Origin of the sequence: Psychrobacter sp. UBA3068 (assembly GCF_002366815.1) — a bacterium.
In the GTDB taxonomy this organism is placed as follows: Bacteria; Pseudomonadota; Gammaproteobacteria; order Pseudomonadales; family Moraxellaceae; genus Psychrobacter; species Psychrobacter namhaensis.
In genome coordinates, this window is record NZ_DFBY01000025.1 from 19900 (window position 1) to 43894 (window position 23995).

The 23995-nt window shown below is 46.7% G+C and carries 21 protein-coding genes; 15 read left to right on the top strand and 6 right to left on the bottom strand.

From position 1 onward, the window contains the following. Nucleotides 1–109: 109 nt before the first annotated feature. Entirely contained in the window at nt 110–1027 is a 918-nt protein-coding gene (locus B2P60_RS06295) for a LysR family transcriptional regulator (RefSeq protein WP_286740077.1), read from the bottom strand. Nucleotides 1028–1283: 256 nt separating this feature from the next. Between B2P60_RS06295 and B2P60_RS06300 the strand changes: the two genes are divergently transcribed. The 13 genes from B2P60_RS06300 (at nt 1284) to B2P60_RS06360 (ending at nt 14670) form a co-directional block, all read left to right on the top strand. After that, nucleotides 1284–2405: a muconate/chloromuconate family cycloisomerase gene (locus B2P60_RS06300; RefSeq protein WP_193006988.1), complete on the top strand. Its 1122-nt coding sequence runs from the start codon at nt 1284–1286 to the stop codon at nt 2403–2405. Nucleotides 2406–2570: 165 nt separating this feature from the next. Continuing rightward, entirely contained in the window at nt 2571–2861 is a 291-nt protein-coding gene (gene catC, locus B2P60_RS06305; RefSeq protein WP_198334681.1) for a muconolactone Delta-isomerase, read from the top strand. Nucleotides 2862–3092: 231 nt separating this feature from the next. Continuing rightward, complete coding sequence (gene catA, locus B2P60_RS06310; RefSeq protein ID WP_193006990.1) at nt 3093–4016, top strand: catechol 1,2-dioxygenase; 924 nt, start codon at nt 3093–3095, stop codon at nt 4014–4016. A gap of 128 nt (nt 4017–4144) precedes the next feature. Next, complete coding sequence (benA, locus tag B2P60_RS06315; protein WP_193006991.1) at nt 4145–5524, top strand: benzoate 1,2-dioxygenase large subunit; 1380 nt, start codon at nt 4145–4147, stop codon at nt 5522–5524. Between the two features lie 84 nt (nt 5525–5608). Beyond that, complete coding sequence (benB, locus tag B2P60_RS06320) at nt 5609–6106, top strand: benzoate 1,2-dioxygenase small subunit (protein WP_193006992.1); 498 nt, start codon at nt 5609–5611, stop codon at nt 6104–6106. 65 nt (nt 6107–6171) lie between these two features. Further along, nucleotides 6172–7188, top strand: a complete 1017-nt coding sequence (benC, locus tag B2P60_RS06325; RefSeq protein ID WP_193006993.1) for a benzoate 1,2-dioxygenase electron transfer component BenC — start codon at nt 6172–6174, stop codon at nt 7186–7188. A gap of 47 nt (nt 7189–7235) precedes the next feature. After that, nucleotides 7236–8015: a 1,6-dihydroxycyclohexa-2,4-diene-1-carboxylate dehydrogenase gene (locus B2P60_RS06330; RefSeq protein ID WP_286740082.1), complete on the top strand. Its 780-nt coding sequence runs from the start codon at nt 7236–7238 to the stop codon at nt 8013–8015. Between the two features lie 78 nt (nt 8016–8093). Beyond that, a complete protein-coding gene (gene benE, locus B2P60_RS06335; RefSeq protein ID WP_286740084.1) occupies nt 8094–9290 on the top strand; it encodes a benzoate/H(+) symporter BenE in 1197 nt (398 codons plus the stop codon). Between the two features lie 140 nt (nt 9291–9430). Beyond that, the gene (locus B2P60_RS06340; RefSeq protein ID WP_193006996.1) at nt 9431–10123 is read left to right on the top strand and encodes a 3-oxoacid CoA-transferase subunit A; all 693 of its coding nucleotides are present in this window, start codon (nt 9431–9433) and stop codon (nt 10121–10123) included. Nucleotides 10124–10160: 37 nt separating this feature from the next. Beyond that, entirely contained in the window at nt 10161–10814 is a 654-nt protein-coding gene (locus B2P60_RS06345) for a 3-oxoacid CoA-transferase subunit B (RefSeq protein WP_230708395.1), read from the top strand. Nucleotides 10815–10859: 45 nt separating this feature from the next. Continuing rightward, the gene (gene pcaF, locus B2P60_RS06350; RefSeq protein ID WP_286740087.1) at nt 10860–12098 is read left to right on the top strand and encodes a 3-oxoadipyl-CoA thiolase; all 1239 of its coding nucleotides are present in this window, start codon (nt 10860–10862) and stop codon (nt 12096–12098) included. An 85-nt stretch (nt 12099–12183) separates the two neighbouring features. Then, nucleotides 12184–12966 carry a 3-oxoadipate enol-lactonase gene (pcaD, locus tag B2P60_RS06355; RefSeq protein WP_286740089.1) on the top strand — a complete coding sequence of 261 codons (783 nt, stop codon included), beginning with the start codon at nt 12184–12186 and terminating at the stop codon, nt 12964–12966. Between the two features lie 339 nt (nt 12967–13305). Further along, entirely contained in the window at nt 13306–14670 is a 1365-nt protein-coding gene (locus B2P60_RS06360) for an aromatic acid/H+ symport family MFS transporter (protein WP_286740090.1), read from the top strand. A 172-nt stretch (nt 14671–14842) separates the two neighbouring features. Here B2P60_RS06360 and B2P60_RS06365 read toward each other — a convergent pair whose 3' ends face one another. The 5 genes from B2P60_RS06365 to B2P60_RS06385 form a co-directional block, all read right to left on the bottom strand. After that, nucleotides 14843–15490, bottom strand: coding sequence for a glutathione S-transferase (locus B2P60_RS06365; RefSeq protein ID WP_193007001.1), 648 nt, complete (start codon nt 15488–15490; stop codon nt 14843–14845). 82 nt (nt 15491–15572) lie between these two features. After that, nucleotides 15573–16364 (bottom strand): SDR family oxidoreductase, encoded by a 792-nt coding sequence (locus B2P60_RS06370; protein WP_286740091.1) that lies wholly within the window; start codon nt 16362–16364, stop codon nt 15573–15575. A gap of 17 nt (nt 16365–16381) precedes the next feature. After that, complete coding sequence (locus tag B2P60_RS06375) at nt 16382–17314, bottom strand: SDR family oxidoreductase (RefSeq protein ID WP_286740093.1); 933 nt, start codon at nt 17312–17314, stop codon at nt 16382–16384. Next, the gene (locus B2P60_RS06380; RefSeq protein WP_286740094.1) at nt 17307–18194 is read right to left on the bottom strand and encodes a bile acid:sodium symporter family protein; all 888 of its coding nucleotides are present in this window, start codon (nt 18192–18194) and stop codon (nt 17307–17309) included. The genes B2P60_RS06375 and B2P60_RS06380 overlap by 8 nt, the downstream gene beginning before the upstream one ends. Then, the gene (locus B2P60_RS06385) at nt 18191–19507 is read right to left on the bottom strand and encodes a flavin-containing monooxygenase (RefSeq protein WP_286740095.1); all 1317 of its coding nucleotides are present in this window, start codon (nt 19505–19507) and stop codon (nt 18191–18193) included. The genes B2P60_RS06380 and B2P60_RS06385 overlap by 4 nt, the downstream gene beginning before the upstream one ends. 663 nt (nt 19508–20170) lie before the next feature. Between B2P60_RS06385 and B2P60_RS06390 the strand changes: the two genes are divergently transcribed. Both B2P60_RS06390 and B2P60_RS06395 read left to right on the top strand, forming a co-directional pair. Beyond that, nucleotides 20171–21370 carry a siderophore-interacting protein gene (locus B2P60_RS06390; RefSeq protein ID WP_286740096.1) on the top strand — a complete coding sequence of 400 codons (1200 nt, stop codon included), beginning with the start codon at nt 20171–20173 and terminating at the stop codon, nt 21368–21370. Nucleotides 21371–21645: 275 nt separating this feature from the next. Continuing rightward, a complete protein-coding gene (locus tag B2P60_RS06395) occupies nt 21646–23928 on the top strand; it encodes a TonB-dependent receptor (RefSeq protein ID WP_286740097.1) in 2283 nt (760 codons plus the stop codon). The last annotated feature ends 67 nt before the right edge of the window (nt 23929–23995 follow it).

Sequence of the window (23995 nt, forward strand, 5' to 3'; positions counted from 1 at the left end):
ATTAGCGCAGCTCAGCGGCTTTTTTATTGTAAACCTTAGCACTAACAGCAAAGTGCTGGGGCCTAAAATCCTCAAAAGAGTATTCCGTCTTTTTGTTTTTTTAGGGTCTTTAAATATTTTCACGTTTGTAGTCAAAGCCTTCTGCATCATAGATTTTATAAGTGACGTCCAGCAATGTTTTTAAAAGCTCTGCCTTATCAAAGTGCCTGACACTCATCACAATCGGTGAGGTAATCAATCGATCTTCAAAGGGTATATAAGTCACTTCTTGACTACGCAAATGTTCAAGGGTTTTGGGGACAATTGTCAAACCCTCACCGGCCGCCACCAATCCTAATGCAATGTGCAACTCACGCACTTCCGTAAAATAGTTGGCTTTTAAATTACGCGCCTCAAACAACTCCAAGACGTAATCGATAAAACTGGGACGCGGCGCGGTTGGGTACAGTAATAGATTCTCATTGGTTAAATCGGTTAGTCTCAAACTGGTACGCCCTTCTTGCGCGAAAGGATGACCAACAGGAACTGCAACCACCAAGCTTTCCTCTCTGAGCAACAGCCGCCGAATAGAGGCATCTTCGAACAGCAGCCTACCAAAACCAACGTCTATTTTGCCGTCTACCAATCCTTGTGTTTGTTGCCAAGAATTCAGCTCGTACAGTTTAATCTCGATGTTTGGATATACTTCACGAAAATAGGCGATTACTTTTGGCAAGATGCCGTACAGTATCGATGAGACAAAACCGATAGACAAAGAGTTGTCAAAATTACCTTTACGAATGGTCATCGCCCGCAGATCATCCGATTTCTTTAGTATCTGCATCGCATGATCATAAAAAAACTCCCCTGCTTCAGTCAGTTTGAGCGGGCGATTTTCCCTATCAATCAACGTGACGCCTATCTCTTCCTCTAGCTGCTTGATTTGTCTACTAAGGGGCGGCTGTGAGATATACAGGCGAGCAGCAGCCTTGTTAAAACTTTTTTCTTCTGCGACTGCCACAAAATAGCGTAAGTGCCTCAGTTCCATCTTTCTCTTCCTTGATTAAGCCTTGGGCTTTTTTAATGTCATTTTTCAGTGGTGTTACTAGTGGCTATATCAACTGAGTGAACGCGATCATAGCAACCATCTTTATACCTAAAGAACATAACACGGCGCAGGTTGGTTATAAAAATACCTAAAAGGTATCAATAGTAGACTAAATAGGTCTTAGACATGCAGTTATCTAGCATTTATAGTTCTTATTAAGCATAAGGAAGCAACACTCATTCAATTAGGGACTGTCATGATTCGTTCAATTAATACCTTGCTGGTACCAATACCTACTATTCGAGCGCATAAGCTTGCTTGTACCGTCATGAACGAACAAGTACTCGTGCTCGTACACATTCAAACAGAAGACGGTTATGAAGGCTGGGGCGAAGCGACGACGATTGGCGGCCTAAGCTATGCTGAAGAGAGTCCTCATAGCATCAAAACCAATATCGACACCTACTTTACCCCGCTACTACTAAAAGAGCAGCCCGCCAGCGCAGCAAAAGCGATGCAACTGTTAAACCTTCACATCAACGGCAACCGTTTTGCAAAGTGTGCGATTGAAACAGCGCTACTGGATATCGAAGGCAAACGTCTAAACCTGCCGGTGAGTGAGCTGATCGGTGGCCGGGTGCGTGATCGTATCGAGGTGGCGTGGACGCTGGCCAGTGGTAACACGGCTACCGATATCAGTGAGGCCAAGCAAATGATGGCACAAAAACGCCATCGTATCTTTAAGTTAAAAATTGGTAGCAATCCGATTCTTGAAGATGTCGCCCACGTACTGGCTATCAAACAAGCGCTACCAGATTGCCGAATTACCGTCGATGTCAATCAGGCGTGGTCAGAGCTTGAGGCAATGAAAGGCATTAGTCTACTGCAAGCAGGCGACGTTGACCTAATAGAGCAGCCCATCTCAATGCGCAATAAAACGGCCCTAAAACGGTTAACAGAGCACTTTGATGTGCCTATTATGGCGGATGAAGTGGTTCAAGACCCACAAAACGCTTTTCAGCTAGCAGCCGATCACTGTGCCGATGTCTTTGCGGTAAAAATTAACCAAGCAGGTGGCTTAAAGGCAGCATGCTTGATCGGACACATGGCACATTTAGCGGGTGTTGAGCTTTACGGCGGTACGATGTTAGAGGGCCCTATCGGTACAGCGGCATCAGCACACGTGTTTGCCACTTATCCTAGTTTGAGATTTGACACAGAGCTTTTCGGTCCACTCTTACTGACCGAAGATATCTTAGCACAGCCGCTTGACTACCAAAATTTTGGCCTGAGCGTTCCTACTGGCGCAGGTCTTGGTATCGAAGTAGATAGCGACAAGGTATACCACTATGCCAAACAAGCCGCGGCCACATTATAAAAACCAACATTATTACAAGACTATACGAGTAACTCTGACACTAAGAGCGTATAGCAAGCCGCCAAAAAGCGTCAAAAATACAGGTAACCATATATATGAATACTGAGTGCTGACAGGAAGCAGTTGTCAGCCACACTACCCTTCAACAGATACAAGGAAACAGTTATGTTATACCACGTCAGAATGGATGTTTTAATCCCAACGGATATGGATGCCGATAAGGTCAACGAGCTTAAAGCAACCGAAAAAGCCCTCTCACAAAAACTCCAAGAACAAGGTAAATGGCGTCACATTTGGCGTTTGGCTGGTGAGTACTCTAACTTTAGTATTTTCGATGTCGATAGTAATGAAGAGCTACACGACATCATGATGTCGCTCCCCCTGTACCCATACATGAAAGTTGAGGTCACGCCATTACTACGTCACCCATCATCTGTCCGTGATGATGATAGCTAAACCCGTAGACAGCGCTATTGGTCAGTGCCATCAGAGTGACTTATAACCAATCACCAATAGCGTATCAGCAATCGTTTCCACACATTTTTCTCATTAGACTTCCGTTGGTCTATCGCAGACCAAGGGTACTTTATGACCCAAAATTTAGTAGATCAGCCATTTAATCGACACAATTTAAGTAAGAAAGCTCAATATCAAAACCTTTAAATAGTCCTCAACAAGGAGAGAGACATGGAACGCAGCCAAATTGAAGCACTAGCCACGCAATTCATCAAAGGCAAAATTGACTTCCCTGAACAAGTCAATCCACGCGTACAAGAGATTGTATTACGTATCGTCACTGACCTCATGCAAACCATCAATGACTTAAAAATCACGGCCGATGAATACTGGACTGGGGTTGAATTTATTGGTGATTTGGGCAAAGAGGCCGGTTTATTATCACCCGGTCTTGGTTTTGATCACTTTATGGATTTGATGATTGAAGAAGATTTAAAAGAAGCGGGCCTTGATGGCGGGACCATACGTACTATCGAAGGGCCACTCTATGTCGCTGGTGCGCCAGAAGAAAAGGGCTTTGCTCGTCTAGACGACGGTACGGATCTTGACAATGGCACCGTGCTGTTTATGCAAGGGACTGTTTATGACAACGATGGCAAACCACTGCCGAATGCCAAAGTTGAAGTATGGCATGCCAATAGCTTAGGCAACTACTCTTTCTTTGATGAATCACAGTCTGATTTTAACCTACGTCGTAGCATCATCACGGACGAAAACGGCAATTATGCCTTCCGCAGTATTGTACCGCTCGGTTATTCAGTACCACCAGATGGCATGACGCAAAAAGTACTGGGCCCGCTCGGCCGTCATGGTCATCGCCCAGCCCACATCCACTTTTTTGCCAGTGCAGATGGACATCGCAAATTGACCACGCAAATTAACATCGATGGCGATGAGTACTTATGGGATGACTTTGCTTTTGCCAGTCGTGAAGGCTTGGTGCCAGAAGTGACGATGGTTGAAGACGCTGACAAGCTACAAGAAAAATCGCTTGATAAACCCTATGCCAGTATTGATTTTGATTTTCATCTCGTAAAAGACATCGATAAACCGGTCCAAGGCAGTGAAGTTGAACGCCGCCGTGCCCAAGGTTAAGGCTCACTTGTTATTGAATATAAGTAGCTAATAAACAGTAGATTCTTGTGTTTGATACGTCCCAAGTGTCGTATCAAACCTCACTCCCTACCCTCATTTAACACCGTTATTATACAAGGAAGGCCACCATGAGCGAGCGTATCAACCTAATACCTGAAGGATCAGATATCACTATTGATGATTTTTTAGAAGAAAGTAAAGAACAAGGGATCTATCGTCTGCATCGTAGTGCCTTCACCAATGAAGAGCTATTTGAGCTTGAGATAAAACACATTTTTGAGAGCAATTGGGTGTATTTGGCCCATGAAACGCAAGTCCCTGACAACAACGACTACTACACGTCATACATTGGTCGTCAGCCAGTCATCCTTGCCCGTAATAAGGAAGGCGAGCTGCACTGCATGATTAACTCATGTTCACACCGCGGTGCTCAGTTATGCCGTCATAAAAAAGGCAACAAAGCCACTTATACCTGCCCATTCCACGGTTGGACCTTTAACAACTCAGGCAAACTGCTCAAAGTAAAAGACCCAAGACACGCAGGATATCCTGAATGTTTTAATAAAGAAGGCTCGCATGACCTCAAGCAAGTCAAACTTGCCAACTATAAAGGCTTCTTATTTGCCAGTCTAAATGATGATGTCGAACCTATCGAAGACTGGCTTGGTGGCTCCACCAAAATCCTTGACATGATTGTCAACCAATCACCAGAAGGGTTAGAAGTTCTACGTGGCACGTCAACTTATACCTTTGATGGTAACTGGAAACTGCAAGCTGAAAATGGGGCCGACGGCTATCACGTCTCAGCTGTGCACTGGAACTATGCTGCGACAACTGCGCGCCGTAAAGAAACCGAAGCGGTTAAAGAAGACAATATCAAGGCCATGAACGCTGGTAAATGGGGTCGTCAAGGCGGTGGTTTTTACTCCTTTGAAAATGGTCATATGCTGCTATGGACTCAGTGGGAAAACCCACAAGACCGTCCAAACTATGCGTATCGTGACGACTACGTGGCCAAGTATGGCGAAGCCATGGCGGATTGGATGATTGGACGTTCGCGTAACTTATGTTTATATCCGAACGTCTACATCATGGATCAGTTCAGCTCGCAAATCCGTATGCTACGTCCTATTGCTGTTGATAAAACAGAAGTGAGTATTTGGTGTATCGCCCCAAAAGGTGAAAGCGATGAAGCACGTGCTCGCCGTATCCGTCAGTACGAAGATTTCTTTAACGTCACCGGCATGGCAACGCCCGATGACCTAGAGGAATTCCGCTCATGCCAAGAAGGCTATAACGGCATCAAGCTTGAATGGAATGATATGTGCCGAGGCTCAGAGCACTGGATAGAAGGTGCTGACGAAGGGGCAGCCGCCATCGATCTCAAACCTTTAATGAGTGGCGTTAAAACGGAAGACGAAGGCTTATATACCGTACAGCATCGCTACTGGCATCAAGAGATGAAAAAAGCCCTAGAGCAAGAAAAACAGCTACATGGTGAAGGGTAATACCAGCCACTAAGCCAAGCCAAATACGAAAGCCCGTCACTTGCTTGTTATGGCAGGACTCATAAATACATAAGGATATCGATAATGAAAAATGCAACCGTTAATATCGAAGAGGTTCGGCAGTTTTTATACCGTGAAGCGCGTTTACTTGATGAAAAAAACTGGGATGAATGGCTGACGTGCTATGACGAAGACTGTCCATTTTGGATGCCCAGCTGGGATGATGATGGCGAGCTCATCAGCGACCCACAAAGAGAGATCTCACTGATTTATTATCCTGATCGTCGTGGTCTTGAAGATCGTATTTTCCGTATCGAAACGGAGCGCTCTTCAGCGACCATCCCTGATACCCGCACCACCCACAACTTATCTAATATTGAGTTACTTGAAGATAATGACGGGATCGTGACTGTACGCTTTAACTGGATCAATAAATCTTATCGCTATCACGAGACCAATACCTATTGGGGATACTCTCAGTACAAGATAGATATGAATCAAGACAAACCAAAGATTTTAGATAAATACGTGGTCTTAAAAGACGACTATGTGCATCAAATTATGGATGTCTATCACATCTAGTTATCACTCACTCATTCTTCAGACACTAGGTTTCATTTAACACGTGTTGAAAAGGGATATTTCTCATGGAATACAATATTGCTCTACAGTTCGAAGACGGCGTCACAGGTTTTATCAAGTGTGAAGCAGATGAAACGGTTGCCGAAGCCGCTTATCGTCAAAAATTCAATATCCCAGTGGATTGTCTTGATGGCGCTTGCGGCACCTGCCGTTGTCACTGTGAGTCAGGTAGCTACGATATGCACCCTGACATGTATATCGAAGACGCGCTCACAGAAGCGGAAGCTGCTGAGGGTTACGTGTTGACCTGTCAGATGATTCCAGAAAGCGACTGCGTCATCAAAGTACCAAGCTCCTCTGAAGCCTGTAAAGTGGGTAAATCTACTTTCAAAGGCAAGCTACAACAGCTCAATGTACTGTCAGAGTCCACCATTCATTTTGGCGTGGACATCGAAAACCCAGATGCATTGGTGTTTTTGCCGGGTCAATACGTCAATATTAGTATTCCTGATTCTGACGAGACACGCTCTTACTCGTTTAGCTCTGTGCCGAGCGCGAAGCAGGCTGAGTTTGTCGTCCGTAATATACCTAACGGCAAGATGAGCACCTTCTTGTCTGATATCGCTCAGATTGGTCAGGACATTGACTTTGAAGGGCCATTTGGGAGTTTTTATCTACGTCCACTCGTCCGTCCGACACTATTTTTGGCAGGTGGGACAGGCATTGCCCCTTTCTTATCGATGCTAAAAAGTTTAGAGGTTGCTGGCGTCCATCACCCTGTCAATATGGTCTACGGCGTCACCAATGATACGGACTTAGTGGAAATCGCCAAACTTGAAGAAGTGAAACAAAACCATGCGTGGTTTGATTATCGTACCTGCGTGGCAAGCGAAGACAGTAGCCATGAGCGTAAAGGCTACGTCACAAGCCATGTTGAAGATGAGTGGTTAAATGGAGGTGACGTTGATGTTTATCTCTGTGGTCCTTTAGCCATGGTCGATGCGGTCAGTGACTGGCTAGATGCTAGCCAGCTAAAACCCAGCAATTTTTATTATGAGAAATTCACCCCAAGTGAAAAATAACATGGCTTAAACCATAGCGTGACAAGCAAGGTTTTTAGGAGACAGCAATGAGTAAGCGCTTTGAAAATAAAGTATGTATCGTCACTGGCGCCGCCCAAGGTATCGGGCGCAGCGTCGCCTTACGTCTAGCAAGTGAGGGTGCAAAGATCGTCATGGCCGACTTCTCACCGTTGGTGGAAGAAGTCTTGGCCGACATCACGGCAAACAGCGGTGATGCCACGATGATTCAAGCGGATCTTGAAACCTATCAAGGCGCACAAGCGGCTATCGATAAGGCTCTTAATACTTATGGTCGTATCGATGTACTCGTCAATAACGTTGGCGGGGCGATATGGATGAAGCCCTTTATCAACTTCTCAGAAGAAGAGGTGCAAAAAGAAATCAGTCGCTCGCTATTTCCAACCTTGTGGTGTTGCCGAGCGGTATTGCCAGTCATGGTCGAACAGCAAGCGGGCACCATTGTCAATGTCTCCTCCATCGCCACACGTGGTATTAACCGTATCCCCTACTCAACCGCGAAAGGTGGTGTGAATGCCATGACAGCCTCACTCGCTTTTGAGTACGCCCGTGACGGTATTCGTGTCAACGCGGTCGCAACGGGTGGTACAGAAGCGCCGCCCAGAAAGATTCCACGTAATGCTAAGCCCTTAACAGACGATGAAAAGTTATGGATGCAGGCAGTCGTTGATCAAACCATTGATCGCACCTTTATGAAACGCTATGGCACGATCGATGAACAAGTAAATGCCATTGTGTTTTTAGCGTCAGATGAGTCCTCTTATATCACTGGCAGTACGATCCCTGTGGGTGGCGGTGACGCAGGCTAAAGGCGCCCAACAAGCTCGGAGTTTGACTAATTTAACCTCTCCTACTCTAGGATTACCGCTCATTTGCAAGGAAGCAATATGGCCACTGTCATCCAAACCTTAAAAGAAGATTGGTCACTCTCCGCGTCAGTGGCAGGATTTTTGGCGGTGCTCATCTCGTATGCTGGCCCACTGATTATCTTTTTTCAGGCCGCACAAGCCGCGCAGGTCTCAGATGCAATGATGGCTTCTTGGATTTGGGGTATCTCAATTGGGGCTGCCGTATCTGGCATTTATCTCTCTATTAAGTACAAGACGCCGATCATCACCGCTTGGTCAGCGCCCGGTACAGCATTACTCGTGACCGTATTTCCTGAGATGAGTATCAATGAGGCCATATCTGCTTATATCCTCTCAGCAGTGGTCATATTTTTGGTGGGTGCAACAGGGTCTTTTGACAAGATTTTAAGGTGGATACCGAATGGTATTGCGGCCGGTATGATGGCCGGTATTTTGTTTCAGTTTGGCTTAGCGTTATTTGTGGCCACCAACACCATGCCATTTATCGTGTTTAGCATGCTTGGTTGTTACTTATTGGCCAAGCGTTTTTCACCGCGCTATACCATGATTTGGGTCTTGTTATGCGGGGTTATTTTAAGTCTCCTGCTCGGCAGGATGAATCCGGTTGCGATGAATTTGGCGATTACCATACCCACCGTTATTTGGCCTGAATGGACGTGGAATGCCACGTTTAATCTGGCCATTCCCTTAATCTTGGTCAGCTTAACAGGGCAGTTTTTACCGGGTATGGCCATCTTAAATCTCAGTGGCTACAACACACCAGCCAAACCCATCGTCAGTGTCGCAAGCCTTGCCTCATTGGTGGTCGCTTGTGTTGGTGGCATTACCATTGTACTCGCGGCGATTACTGCCGCGCTGTGTACGGGCAAAGATGCACATGAGCTCAAAGAAAAGCGCTATATCGCAGGCGTCGCCAATGGGCTTTTTTACTTATTAGGGGGATTGTTTGCCGGTAGCATTGTCATGGTGTTTAGTCTGTTGCCAAAAGAGCTGGTCGCAGCATTGGCAGGCCTTGCTCTTATTGGTGCTATTTCTGCCAACATCACGATTGCTATGAAAGATGACGGCCAACGAGACGCCGCCTTAATTACTTTTTTAGCAACCGCCTCTGGCATGAGTTTTCTTGGGTTAAGTTCTGTATTTTGGGGCATTGTTATCGGTATGGTGGCTCATTATGTTTTGACAAAAAAACGTTTGTCACCACTTTCTACCTAATCGCAAACACTATGGATAATTGATCATACCACCTTCTGATAACACCCATTCACACTCAGCCTCCTTAATGAATGATTCAACGGTTTTAACGAAAATTCTGGCTAATAATCTCTAACACTACTGTCTTATAGGATATCAATATGATTAACAAAGCGGATAAAAGTATCACAGATGTGCTCAGTCAAATCAAAGATGGCGCTACGATTATGATTGGTGGCTTCGGTACTGCAGGACAGCCTGCCGAACTGATTGACGGCCTCATCAGTTTGGGCGTTAAAGATTTGATTATCATCAATAATAACGCTGGTAACGGTGATCATGGCCTTGCCAAACTATTAAAATCTGGGGCGGTACGCAAAATCATTTGCTCGTTCCCGCGCCAATCAGACTCTTGGGTGTTTGATGAGCTGTATCATGCGGGCAAAATCGAGCTTGAATTGGTGCCACAAGGCAATCTCGCCTGTCGTATCCAAGCTGCAGGTATGGGACTTGGTGCGGTATATACGCCAACAGGTTTTGGTACTTTGCTCGCAGAAGGTAAAGAGACGCGCCATATCGATGGTAAAGACTATGTCTTAGAGTATCCAATTAAAGCAGATTTTGCCTTAATCAAAGCTGACAAGGGCGATCGCTGGGGTAACTTAGTCTATCGTAAGTCTGCCCGTAACTTTGGTCCAATCATGGCAATGGCGGCTGACGTGACCATCGCTCAAGTCTCTGAAACGGTAGATCTGGGTGAGCTTGATCCCGAACACATCATCACGCCGGGTATCTTTGTGCAGCATGTGGTGCAAATCCAGCCAACTCATGCCAACGCCGCAGCTATCGCTTAGTCATCGCTTAACACTGCCATTTATAAGGAGCTTCACCATGAGCCATACGTTATTAACACGGGATCAAATCGCCAAGCGTGCTGCCCAAGATATCCCAGATGGTGCCTATGTCAATTTGGGCATTGGTCTGCCCACCAAAATTGCAAAATATTTGCCTGCTGATAAGGATGTGTTTTTGCATTCAGAAAATGGCCTGTTGGCTTTTGGCCCTCCGCCCGCCAAAGGTGAGGAAGACCCCGAACTGATCAATGCCGGAAAAGAGTACGTCACCATGTTAGAGGGTGGCAGCTTCTTTCACCACGGCGACTCGTTTGCCATGATGCGTGGTGGACACATCGATATTTGCGTGTTGGGTGCGTTTCAAGTGGCGGCCAATGGCGACTTAGCTAACTGGAGTACCGGTGCAGAAGACGCAATACCCGCTGTCGGCGGCGCCATGGATTTAGCGGTTGGTGCTAAAAAAGTCTTTGTCATGACCAATCACACGACGAAAACAGGCGATCCTAAAATTGTCAGTGAACTGACCTACCCCGTGACTGGCAAACACTGCGTGGATCGTGTTTACACCGATCTGTGTGTCATTGATGTCACTGATAAAGGCTTAGCAGTCACAGAGATGATTGACGGTATGAGCTTTGCTGAGTTGCAAGCAGTGACTGGTGCTAGGCTCATTGATGCCACTCATTCATAAAAAAACTCACAATCCAAACCCAACTCTCAGGACAGGATACTCACCATGACTGATTTCATTACTGGTTTAAATGATGCTTATATTATAGACGCCATTCGCACACCTTTTGGGCGTTACGGTGGCGGCTTGGCACCAGTACGGGCGGATGACTTAGGCGCTATCCCTATCAAAGCACTAATGGAGCGCAATACCAACGTCGACTGGATGCAAGTAGATGATGTCATCTATGGCTGCGCCAATCAAAGCGGTGAGGATAACCGTAACGTCGGGCGTATGTCGTCACTGCTCGCAGGCCTTCCCTATCAGGTGCCTGCCACCACCGTCAACCGCTTATGTGGCTCATCAATGGATGCGCTAGCCATCGCCGCGCGCGCGATTAAAGCAGGAGAAGCCGATCTCATTATCGCAGGCGGCGTTGAGAGCATGAGCCGTGCGCCGTTTGTGATGGGCAAATCAGATAAAGCGTTTGGGCGTGGCCAAACGCTTGAAGACACTACGATGGGCTGGCGTTTCATCAATCCAAAGCTCGACAAATTATATGGCACCGAGACCATGCCGCAAACGGCAGAAAACGTCGCCGAGCAGTTCAACATCAATCGCGCTGACCAAGATGCTTTTGCCCTACGTAGCCAACAACGTACCAAAGCTGCAGAAGCGGCAGGATTTTTCAAAGACGAGATTACCCCAGTCGTCATCCCGCAGCGCAAAGGCGATGCGGTCATTGTCGATACTGATGAGCATCCTCGGGCTGATACCACGCTTGAAAAATTAACCAAACTGCGTGCCATCGTCAAAGAAAACGGCACCGTAACAGCCGGTAATGCCTCAGGGATTAATGATGGTGCGGCGGCTTTTTTAGTCGCTTCAAAGCAAGCGGTGAAGCAATTTAACTTAAAGCCGCGTGCCCGTGTTGTGGCGGCTACGACGGTCGGGGTTGAGCCACGCATCATGGGGTTTGCCCCTGCACCGGCAATGAAAAAGCTATTGGCGCAAACAGGATTGTCGCTCGATGAGATGGATGTCATTGAATTAAACGAAGCATTTGCGGCGCAATCGCTAGCCTGTACACGCGACTTAGGTTTGCCAGATGATAGCGCACGCGTCAATCCCAATGGTGGAGCGATTGCGCTTGGTCACCCCTTAGGTGCGTCGGGCGCAAGGCTGATCTTAACCGCACTCAATCAACTTGAAAAAACGGACAAACGCTTTGCCATCTGCTCCATGTGTATTGGGGTGGGACAAGGCATCGCCATGATTATTGAACGTGTTGACCATTGCGCATAGAACATATAAATAGTTAACCATCATAGCCACAAGCCTATGCGCCACTGACACGATAATGACACCATTCCAAATAAGGATAATAGTTATGCCCGTATTTAACAATGAAGACGTTACTTTACACTATGCTACTTTTGGTGATAGTCACCACCCTGCGCTTATATTCTCCAACTCCTTAGGGACAAGTTACCACATGTGGCAGCCGCAAATTGACGCCTTGCAAAACGATTACTTCATTATTTGTTATGACACTCGCGGTCATGGTAAATCTTCTGCGCCCAAAAGCCCTTATAGTCTTGATGAGCTTGGTCAAGACGTCATTGATTTGCTTGATCATCTGAATATTGATAAAGCATTTTTTTGCGGCATCTCAATGGGCGGCATGACTGGTCAATGGCTAGCCCTCAATTATGCTAACCGCTTTCACCACTTAATGCTATGCAATACCGCCGCGAAGATTGGGAACGAGGGAGCATGGACAGATCGTGCGCAGTTGGTACGAGAGCAAGGTCTAGACCCTATTGCCGCCACAGCAGCATCGCGTTGGTTTACCGCAGGCTTTATCGATACCCATCCTGAGGTCGTACAAACCTTATCTGATACGCTTGCCGCTGGTAGTAGCGAGGGTTATGCCAGCTGCTGTGAAGCGCTGTCTGTCGCTGATACTCGCGAACAGTTAAAAGATATCGATGTCGCGATTACAGTGGTGGCAGGATCTAAAGATCCTGTGACGACGGTTGCTGATGGTCAATATATGGTCGAGCGTCTCCCAAACGCCACGCTTGCCACGATCGACGCTTCACACATCTCAAATATTGAGCAGCCTGAGGTATTTAACCAGCTTGTGCGACAACATTTGACCCATTCATAACGTCAAACTTATTGCGCACTTAAGTAGCCATGTGAGAAGAGAAAACCCAGTAGCTCATATATCTTTTAGATATATGAGCTGTTTTTTTACCCGTGTTTTTAAAAGTGTGATTTACGGTCAGTAAACACCTGATTTTTGTACAACAGTCACAGAGCAGAAGTCATAGGCTTATAAATCATAACTACGCATTTTAGTGGCAGCCCTTATTTCCCCTACACTACCCAAGCACCAACCATACCTTTTTGGTATAAATTTATACTTAGAGGGTTTTTGACTTGATCCTTAGAAAACCCTAACTTAATAAGTACTTATAGGGACATTACCCATGGAGAAAGACGAATGGAATCACCAACGTTAAACGTCAATAAAGTGATTGATGACGCCAAATTCGCACCCTTTCATTGGAAAGTGCTGTTTTGGTGTTTATTAATTATTATCTTTGATGGCTACGATCTCATCATTTATGGTGTGGCACTACCACTGCTTATGGAAGAGTGGTCATTGACGGCTGTACAAGCAGGTTTTCTTGCCAGCGCGGCCTTATTTGGCATGATGTTTGGGGCGATGATCTTTGGTACGTTATCTGACAAGATCGGTCGCAAAAAAACCATCATGATTTGCGTGGGCCTGTTCAGCACCTTTACCTTTTTAGGCGCGTTTGCTAGTGGTCCAATGCAGTTTGCTGCCTTGCGCTTTATCGCCGGTTTGGGTATTGGTGGCGTGATGCCAATCTGTGTCGCACTGACTTCAGAGTATGCGCCGAAACGCATCCGCAGTACGTTGGTCGCGGTGATGTTCAGTGGCTATGCCATCGGTGGTATGGCATCCGCCCTACTAGGCTCGTTTTTGGTGGTGGACTTTGGCTGGGAGGTGATGTTTTATATTGCCGGCATACCGACCTTGCTGCTACCTATTATTTGGAAGATGCTGCCTGAGTCTTTGATGTATCTTGTCAAAGAAAAACGAGACACAGAGGCGAAAGTCATCGTGCAAAAACTGGCGCCACAGGCAACCGTCACTACTACTACCACTTTATTGTTAGACGAACCGACCAAAGGTGATGACGCTCCTATTAAAGCGCTGTTCCTAAAAAACCGCGGCTTTACGACCATTATGTTTTGGGTTGCTTTCTTTATGTGCCTACTGATGGTTTACGCCCTCGCCAGCTGGTTGCCCAAACTGATGATTCAAGCGGGTTATTCGCTAGGCGCTAGTATGCTGTTTTTATTTGCGCTCAATATTGGTGGCATGGTGGGTGCGATTGGTGGCGGTGTGCTGGCTGATAAATTCCACCTTAAGCCGGTCTTGACCACTATGTTTGCTCTTGGTGCGGTTTCATTAATACTGCTTGGTTATAACAGTCCTCAGGTGGTGTTATACACCCTCATCGCGATTGCTGGCGCCACGACGATCGGCTCACAGATATTGCTCTATACCTTTGTGGCTCAGTACTACCCTACCGCGGTTCGTACGACAGCGATGGGCTGGGCATCAGGTATCGGGCGCATTGGCGCGATTGTTGGACCCATTTTGACGGGTGCGTTACTGACACTTGAGCTCAGTCATCAAACCAACTTTTTGTTTATCGCCATACCAGGTATTATTGCCGCCATTGCCATTTTCTTAGTGAACCTCAGTGCTGCGGTTGACAGTAAAAAAAATCAGCCACCACAGATGGCTTTAGACACCCCAATCTCGACTTAAAATTCACTTAAGCGTGATATGCGGTTGCACACGCAGTTGCACACGCAGTTGCACACGATTATTTAACACTTATCAATTTTTAGCGTATTCACGATGTGAGTACGCTATTTCTTTATTGTCAACGTATGGTCAGGTCAACCGAAAAAGGCTACAGGGGGATGAAGTTGTCGTATTAAGACGGAAAAACCACCACCGCATCTCCCTCTTGCCATGGTTGAAATTTGGTCATGACTTGCAGAAATAACGGGTGCGCAAGCCAGTTCTGTAGCCACTGTTGCAGCTTAGGATATGGCAAGCTATAAAAAGTATCACGATCCACATGGGCGAATTGGCGAACAAAAGGCATGATGCCAATATCAGCAATAGTCACACGACTCCCCAGTAAGTAGGCATTTTTGGTCAGTAATTCCTCCAAAACCTGCAAAAACGCTTCTCCCCGCTGTCGATACGCTGTCTGCGTCATCTCTAAATGACGATCGGCGTATTTGTAGCGATCTAGCCAGTGTTTAAACTCATTGTCGTTTTGCTCAATTAAAGCATGGGCCTGAGATAAAACGTTTTCATCAAGCAGCCCTTGTGGGTCTTGCTGCTCCAATGCCCACACCATTATCTCTAGGCTCTCTTCAATCACCGTCCCATCCGCACGCTGTAAAACCGGTACGGTACCTTTCGGGCTAATCTCTAGCATCTGTTCCGGTTTGTTTTTGAGCGTGATCTCCCGCAGCGCCACTGGCAATTCGGCAAATAAAAGGCCAAGACGAGCTCGCATGGCGTAGGGACAACGACGAAAAGAGTACAGACGGTGAAGCGGTGAAGTCATAGTTATTCCTGTAGTTGGATGAGCTCAAGGGGTCAGAGCCCCTGTTTTCAGTAGTTACCAAATATTAGTCTTAATCAAGTTATCACAGCTCGCTTTTAAAGCGTTTACGCACCTGACGCAAGTATAAAGCCGGTGCCACTCGCCACAGTAAACTGCCAAAGCGCGAAATAGGTTCAGGCAGTATCCAGCGTTTGCGCTGCTGTAACCCTTGATCGATCAAGTCCGCCATCCATTCAGCGCTGCGCATATTACCTACCATCGAGCGTGGGTGCCGGGCGATGCCACCATCATGCCCCAGCGCATGATTCTCAATAGGCGTATCCAGAAAGCTTGGGTACACCATGAGGATATGAATACCCTCAGACTCTAGCTCCAAGCGTAGCACTTCAAAGAATTGTGTCAATGCCCCCTTAGCAGCGCAGTATGCTGCTCGCCCCGGCACTGGCATCCAACCTGCCATCGAGCCAATACAGACAATCTGACCGCTGGATTCACGTAGCAGAGGTAGTGCAGCCATGGTCAACTCTACTGCCCCCTGCCAATCTACCGCCATGACCTTCCGGAACACCGCAGGATCAGTCTGATGCGCTGGTGAGCGGTGGGTAATTCCAGCATTATTAACCAGTAGATCAAGCCGACCAAAACGTTCACGCACTTGCTCAATAAGAAAAGCAATATCATCGATTTGAGTGATATCTGTGGTGATCGCCATGACTCTATCAGAGTATCCCAACTCAGTAGCACGTGCGCTTAAAGCTGGCCCGTCTATATCGGCCAGCACCAAACAATGTCCCGCTGCGTACCAGTGACGAGACATCGCCCAGCCCAGACCCGAGGCCGCACCAGTGATTAGAGTGACAGATGTTAATGACATTGATGACATTCTCTGTATCAGGGTTTACGCAGACCATTACGTTCGATGAAGTACTCAAACGTTTCGGCAGACGTCTTCGCTAAAGGATAACCAAACTCTTCTTTTAACCGCTGATTGCTGAGAACAGGACGATACCGCAAAAAATTAACTTGCTCTGGCCCCGTTGGTTTGCCACGCCATTTTGCAACCTGCAGCCCAGATTTAACCAGCCATACTGGCAGCGTAAGTAGCGGTTTGTTGAGTCGATTAGCAATATCCTTCATCGTCAGCGCTCCATCACCAGCCATATTATAGATACCAACTTTGTCCTCGCGTATTCCCATCTCCATGGCTCCAATCACGTCTTGATCCCAAATAAACACAAAAGGCGAATCGCTACCTTTAAGCGCAAGAACACGCGGCGCCATAAACAAACTGGTAATCTGGTTACGAGTATCGGCTCCCAATACGGTACCCGGCCGAAAAATGAGTTGCTGTAGTTGCGGATGCTGCTGGCGGAAATCGGCAAGCATTTCCTCGACCTGCCTTTTGTGGTCGGAGTAGGCAAACTCAGTGTTACCGCGTAATGCATCTTGTTCGTCTATCCATTCAGGATTATCAGCGTGATAACCGTAAGCCGCTCCAGAACTGGTCAGCGTTAAGTGCTGTACACCTGCCTTAATGCAGCAGTCGAGCACGTTGCGCGTGCCATTGACATCGATATCATAGTCACGAGCGCGATCTTTCGATGCTTGCAGGATGGAGGCTAGATGCACAACATGGGTAATGTGCTCTTTTTTTAGTAATGCTGTCAGACTCTGATCGCGTACATCCAGTACTGCAACTGAGAAATCCAAATCGTCGCGGCGGCGGATATCTGTACCGACTACATGATAATGAGCAGCCAGTCGATTACCCAGTTGATGGCCTATATAGCCAGCTGCGCCAATGATTAGTATACGTTTATTCATAGGGAATCCGTGCCCAGGTTTGTGAAAGTGTGAGGCCTGACACTAAGTGCCAGACGCCCCAGAATGCCGTGATCAGCATCATGCCGCCCGCCTCTGGGAAAAAGGTAAATAAAATGACCAAACCCAATCCTGAGTTTTGGATGCCCACCTCCAAGGTCACAGCGCGTCGATCAGCGATTGGTAACTTGAGAATTCGGCCTATCCCATAACCCAACGAGAGTGCCAGCAGGTTGTGTGCCACTACCAACCAAAAAAAGCTGTGAAAGCGCTCTATAAAAAGGGCGACATTACTTGAAAAAGCAATCGCGACAAAACCCATTAACACCAGCAGCGAGACGATGCGCAGTGGTTTTTGAATGCGTACTACTAAATCCGGTAGTTTGCGCCCGGTCACCATACCGAGCACTAAAGGCACTGCCAGAACCAGCAAAACCAGTATCAAAATGCTGCTAGGCTCGATCGTGATTTGCGTCAAGTATTCGCGTGTATGCGGGTTAAGCCAACCGTAAAAGGCAAAATTCAATGGTGTTAATACGGTCGCAGCAAGACTCGATACAGCTGTCATGCTGACTGACACCGCAACATTGCCGCGTGCCAGCCAAGTCATGATATTAGAGAAACTACCGCCAGGACAGGACGCCACCAAAATCATCCCTAGCGCCAGCTCTGGGTCGATGTTTAATGCCCAAGTAAGCAGACACGTCATCAAAGGCAACAACAAAAACTGAGCAAATAAACCGGCAATTGGTGCGATTGGCGACAAAATGACGCGCTTAAAATCTTCGAGACGCAGGCTCAGTGACACACCAAACATCATTAACGCCAAGATAAGATTAAGCAAAACCAGACTACTTGGTGAAAATACCACCGCCGCCATCATACTTCTGATGCCAGTATAGGTTGTTCTATCTTGAGCTCAGCTATGTGCTTGGACAGAGTATCTAAGTACTCATCTTTATTCACATAATACGCCATGCGTGCAAGCTTGATATAATTATAGCCACCATCGAGATTTGTGCCAGCACGCTGACGTTTCACCTCATTGAACTGTCTGGCGGCTTCTGTGTTCTGCTCGCGCTGCTGAATATAAAGCGCCACCAGCCGCGCTTGTTGATTGCGACCCTCCCAGCCCAAACCTGCGGCTTCAACCATACCCATCATAAATAAATTGTCATGGATAGGATGAAACACATTCATGTAGAGCTGCGGTGCATCTTGATTGACCGGCCAGTTGAGATGCTGTCGGTCAATGAATGGATAGTCAAGTAGGTAACCGGTCGCCATGAGAATCAAGTCATAATCATGACTTTCACCATCACTAAACGTCACAGTGTGACCATCTATGTGACGAATATCCCGACGCGCCTTAATATCGCCATGTCCCAAATGGTGTAACACCAGTGAGTTGACCACTGGATGGGACTCATACATACGATAATTTGGATTCGGTAATCCGTAATCGGAGGGTTTGCCAATGATCATCCGGATCATGGCAGCGTCCATGCGCTGTTTCACCGGACGTGGCAGCTTTAGCTTGCCGCCGAGCGTGTCACTTGGCTGACCTTTAATAAATTTGGGCAAAAAGTAATAGCCTCGGCGCAAACTGATGTCCACGGACTTGGCATGATGTACTGCATCAACGGCAATATCCGCCCCAGAGTTACCGCAGCCAACGATCAGCACGCGTTTGTCTGTGAAAATGGAGGGACTACGGTACTCGGATGAGTGCATCAACTTGCCTGCAAACTCACCCGGCAAGCTTGGCATATTAGGGGTGTGCAAAGTGCCGTTAGCGATCAAGACACCATCGAATAAGCGTGATTGCGTTTGCCCATCACATTCACTAATGAGACGCCAACGATCATCTTCCGGCTCCACGCTAATCACTCGCGTGCCGAACTCGTAATGTGATTTGAGATTGAAAGTGTCTGCAAAATCGCGGAAGTACTGACGTAGCTGCGTATGATGAGGGTAAGAAGCGGCCGAGTCATTCATAGGGAATTCGGCGAATTCGGTCATGCGCTTGGATGAAATTAAATGGGCGCTTTCATACATAGTGCTGTGTGGATTGTCGATATCCCACAATCCGCCCACATCTGTGTGCAACTCAAAACCTGTGAAAGCAATATTCAGTTTTTGTAAGTTTCGGGCTGCAGCCAACCCCATTGGACCTGCTCCAATCACTGCATACATGAGAATCACCTTAAAAATCCATTTTATTATATTAATCAGCCAGTTCCATCTGACTGCCCTACTGGCGGGCATTACCAGCGTCTTGCTTACCCTTAACACAGAAATAGCATACATTTAACCATTTGCCCGAGCAAACGAATAAAGCGACTCAGTAGATCTCTTACGCTGTTTGCGTGTTGCCGCTCCTCACATCTTGTATTGTCACCTCTGTTGTCACAGCTATAAAATAACGTCCCGTCAAGCCTAAACACATTGACATCCACACCGATTAACGTAATAATAATTTAGATGTTAATGGTTATCACTAACCTACATCGCTTATCGATCCTCACAGCTTATTCGTTCATGTATTTCTGTCTCTCTAGGGCGTGTCCTCATTTTAAAAATGGTGATAAAAATGAGATAAATTGCAGTCAAATAAGAAAAATAGTGCAGATAATATCGAGATATTACCCAACTATTTGCCGCTGTTTGGCAAAATTTAGCCATTTTTAGCCCATTTAGATAACTATCGATTGAATTGAGGACATGCCCTAGTCAGTTATAGATATCTTGTTGATCAACATCAAGTCTCTGATTGTTTTATCTACCCTCTCCGCGACTTCGTATTTTTAGATATCAGTTAATTGACTGCTATTTGATTTTTAGCTTGGAATCATATTTATGGCTCAACCACTTGCCCAGCATGATATCAATAAAACACCGTTAGCCATTACCGATAAAGACCAATTCGTCAGTCACATCAATGAAGAGCATCAAGATGAACTTGCCATGTTTATCAACGCTTTTACCAAAAAATCAATGCGCGAGTACGAGATAGCGACGATAAAAGAGATCTATAGTGATGGCATATTGCTAGAGGTCATAACCCCTACTACTGACAACAACACAGCCAGCACACTTCAAGCTAAAAGCCCTGTCAGCGGCCACATTTTCGCAGCCGCCTCCGCTGTCACAAGTCAGCACTTCATCCATTTTACGTCCCCTATTAGCGACTCAGTGGCACTGCAAGAGCAATACATCACACTGTTGCAAAAGTCTGCCAGCCAGCTTGGCAAACGCACGATTAAACTTCAAGAGCAACGTTTTACTGTGATGAATGGTTATTATGCCAGTCCTAATCTATACCGATTGGTGGTAACCGCACCTGCTAGCACCCCGCTTAATCATCCAGGTTATGCCTATTTATTTGAACTTGGTTCCGACGGATTATTGGCGCCAAACAATGAATCAGTGGACAATGTCTCAGCAGACAACGAATCAGTAAATCAGGACAAGCCTTTGCAGCGTTATTACACTTTACGAAAAGCTTGGCAAGATTCAGACAGCGCCGCTGTTCAAGCTTGGATAGATGTCTATGTTCATGGTGACACCCCAGGCGGTAACTGGGCGCGCGCGCTCACCCGTGACATGCAAATAAAAAGTGTGCGTGAGTATCCTGAAAAAACAGAACATCTCTCTGAAGGCCAATGCTTACTCATCTGTGATGAAACCTCGCTGCCTACAGTAGCCAATCTATTAGAGAACTGGCAAAACCCATTATCTCCCCTTGTCATTGCCATCACCAATGATCCAGAGGACGTGAGTTACCTCCATACCCTAAAACTTAGCGACCATCTACGTCAGGACGAGTGTTTTTTACAAAACAACTTACTGCCTATTGTCAATACACCTAAGACTGACCTTGCTGCACAAATAGTGATGTTATTACAAACGCAGCTCACCACCATGCCGCGCAAGATTGACAAGGTATGGGGCGCGCTTGAGGCAGCAGATATCAAGTCGTTACGACCAAAATTAAAAGCAAGCCTTGGCTTATCACGTCAGGATATGGTGATAAAGGTGTATTGGCGAGTGCAATAAACCGTTCGCGCCTTATACATTCACACACAGTAGAGATTGAACGACTCATCGATTATCGATAAATATGAATCGCTCTAGCAAAGTAAGTAGCGCTTTTATCTGATGGCTTGCACTACATGAGTATGGCGCTTTAAACGCTTGATCGAGTACACCATCATAACGTTAAGGACACTCTTTATCCTTGACAGACAGGTTTACACTTAATGCGGTAATGTTATTGTAATGAAAACAATTATCATTATAATATGCGTTTAAATCACACGCTGGAAATATTCATGCAACTGTCTCGCTTATACTCTGCTATTTTTCGCCTTAATCCCATGAATGTGTCTGACACCCCGCTCTCATTAAAGTCAGTATGCTCCTCTTGTCTGTCCACTTCCATGGTGATACTCGGGGTGAGTCAAGCTGCGTGGGCACAAACAGATATCAATACCGATACCCAGTCAGCCGATCCTAGCGTCGTACTGGACACCATTGTAGTGACCAGTAGCGCCGATGCCTCAGCAGACGGATTACCCCCTGCTTATGCAGGCGAGCAAGTTGCCACAGGCAGCCGCGTTGGGATCTTAGGGAATCAAGACATCATGGATACGCCGTTCTCTACGGTCTCATATACCAACGAATATATCACCAATCAGCAAGCACAAAGTGTGGGTGACCTGCTCAGAAAAGACCCGACTGTGCGTGTCGCCAGAGGCTACGGTAACTTCCAAGAAGCGTACTTTATGCGCGGCTTTGTCACAACCTCTGATGACACCATGTTCAATGGTTTATACGGTATATTGCCCAGACAATATATCGCAACTGAGTTATTCGAGCGTGTTGAAGTTCAGCGCGGAGCGTCTGCCATGTTAAATGGCGCAGCTCCCGGCGGAGGTAACGCTGGTGGTACGATTAACCTACTACCAAAACGTGCGGGTAATGAGCCACTGCGTGAGGTGACGCTCGGCTATGGTCAAGGCGATCAAGGCAAAGTAGCGGTAGACGTGAGTGATCGCTTCGGTACAGAGGACGCTTTTGGTGTGCGCTTCAATGCCGCTTATCAAGATGGCGACAGCGCAATCGATGACGAATCCTCAACCTTGGGTCTAGCCGCTTTTGGCCTAGATTATCAAGGCGATCAGTATCGACTATCAGCAGACTTGGGCTGGCAGGACAACAGGCTGAAAGACACTCGTCCTAATGTCAATCTTGCGGGTGTGACTAGAGTACCGGATGCACCAAAAGCATCAAAAAATTGGGCTCAGCCTTGGACTTACTCAAACGAAGAAGATGTGTTTGGTACCATTAGAGGCGAATATGACTTTAGTGACACCGTCACCGCTTATGGCGCTTATGGCATACGAAGTGGCGACGAAGACAACTCTTTATCAGACTTCACAGTAACCAATGCGAACGGCACTGGCTATGTTTATCGATTTGATAACACTCGAGAAGATTTGGTACAAAGTGCTGAGCTTGGTCTGCGTGGTCAATGGCAAACCGGTAAGATCGATCATGATTGGGTACTAGCAGCCGATCTCTATGATCGAGAAGAAAAAGGCGCGTATGCTTATGATATTACACTTCCCACTAATCTATATAACCCTACGGACTATCGCGATAACAGCTGGTCAGGTGACACAAAGTTTGTTGGTAACGCAAATAACCCGACATTGATAAATGAAACACAGCTGCAAAGTTTTGCGTTAGCGGATACTTTCTCTTTGTTCGATGACAAACTAAAAACCACTTTGGGTGTGCGTCATCAAAACATCAAAACGACCAGTTATCATCCTAAAACTCAAGCTCAAACTAGCAACTACGATGAGAGCGAATGGACGCCCAGTATTGGACTCGTCTACCAACCGAGTATGGACTGGTCTGTTTATGGCAACTATATTGAAAGTCTCGCTAAAGGAAAACCCGCGCCACTCACTCAGAATGAAACTCCTGTGACCAATGGCGGTCAAGAACTCGCACCTTATATCAGCAAACAAACTGAAGTAGGCGTGAAGTACGACAACGGCCTGATTGGTAGTAGTCTCGCGATATTCCATACTGAGGAGCCGCGTGCTTATGTCGATGATACCAATACTTTTGTGGCAGCGGGTGAAAACCGTCACCAAGGGGCTGAGCTATCAGTCTTCGGTAGCCCAAGCGAAAATATGCGCATTATCGCGGGTGTCAGTTATTTAAGCGCCAAACAAAAAGACACGGGTGATACCTCATTAGATGGCAACCGTGTCATTGGTATACCCAAACTGCAAAGCAACGTCAACCTAGAGTATGATCTGGCAGCAGTCGAAGGACTAACATTGACGGGCGATATCATTCACACAGGCACACGTTATGCCGATGCGGCCAACACGTTAAAAGTGGATGGTTATACCACGTTAGACCTTGGTGCGCGCTACCGTACGATGCTGGCAGGACAAGAGGTTACATTAAGAGGAATGGTGACCAACGTCACTGGTGAAGATTACTGGCAATCAGTGGGTGGTCTTCCAGGCTACGGTTATTTAAATGCAGGTGAGCCCACAGCATTAAAGGTGTCAGCAACTTTCGACTTTTAAGAGACGCTGCTTAAGCCGTATTAATAATTTTCAATAAAAGGGATTAGGCGCGACCTACTCCCTTTTA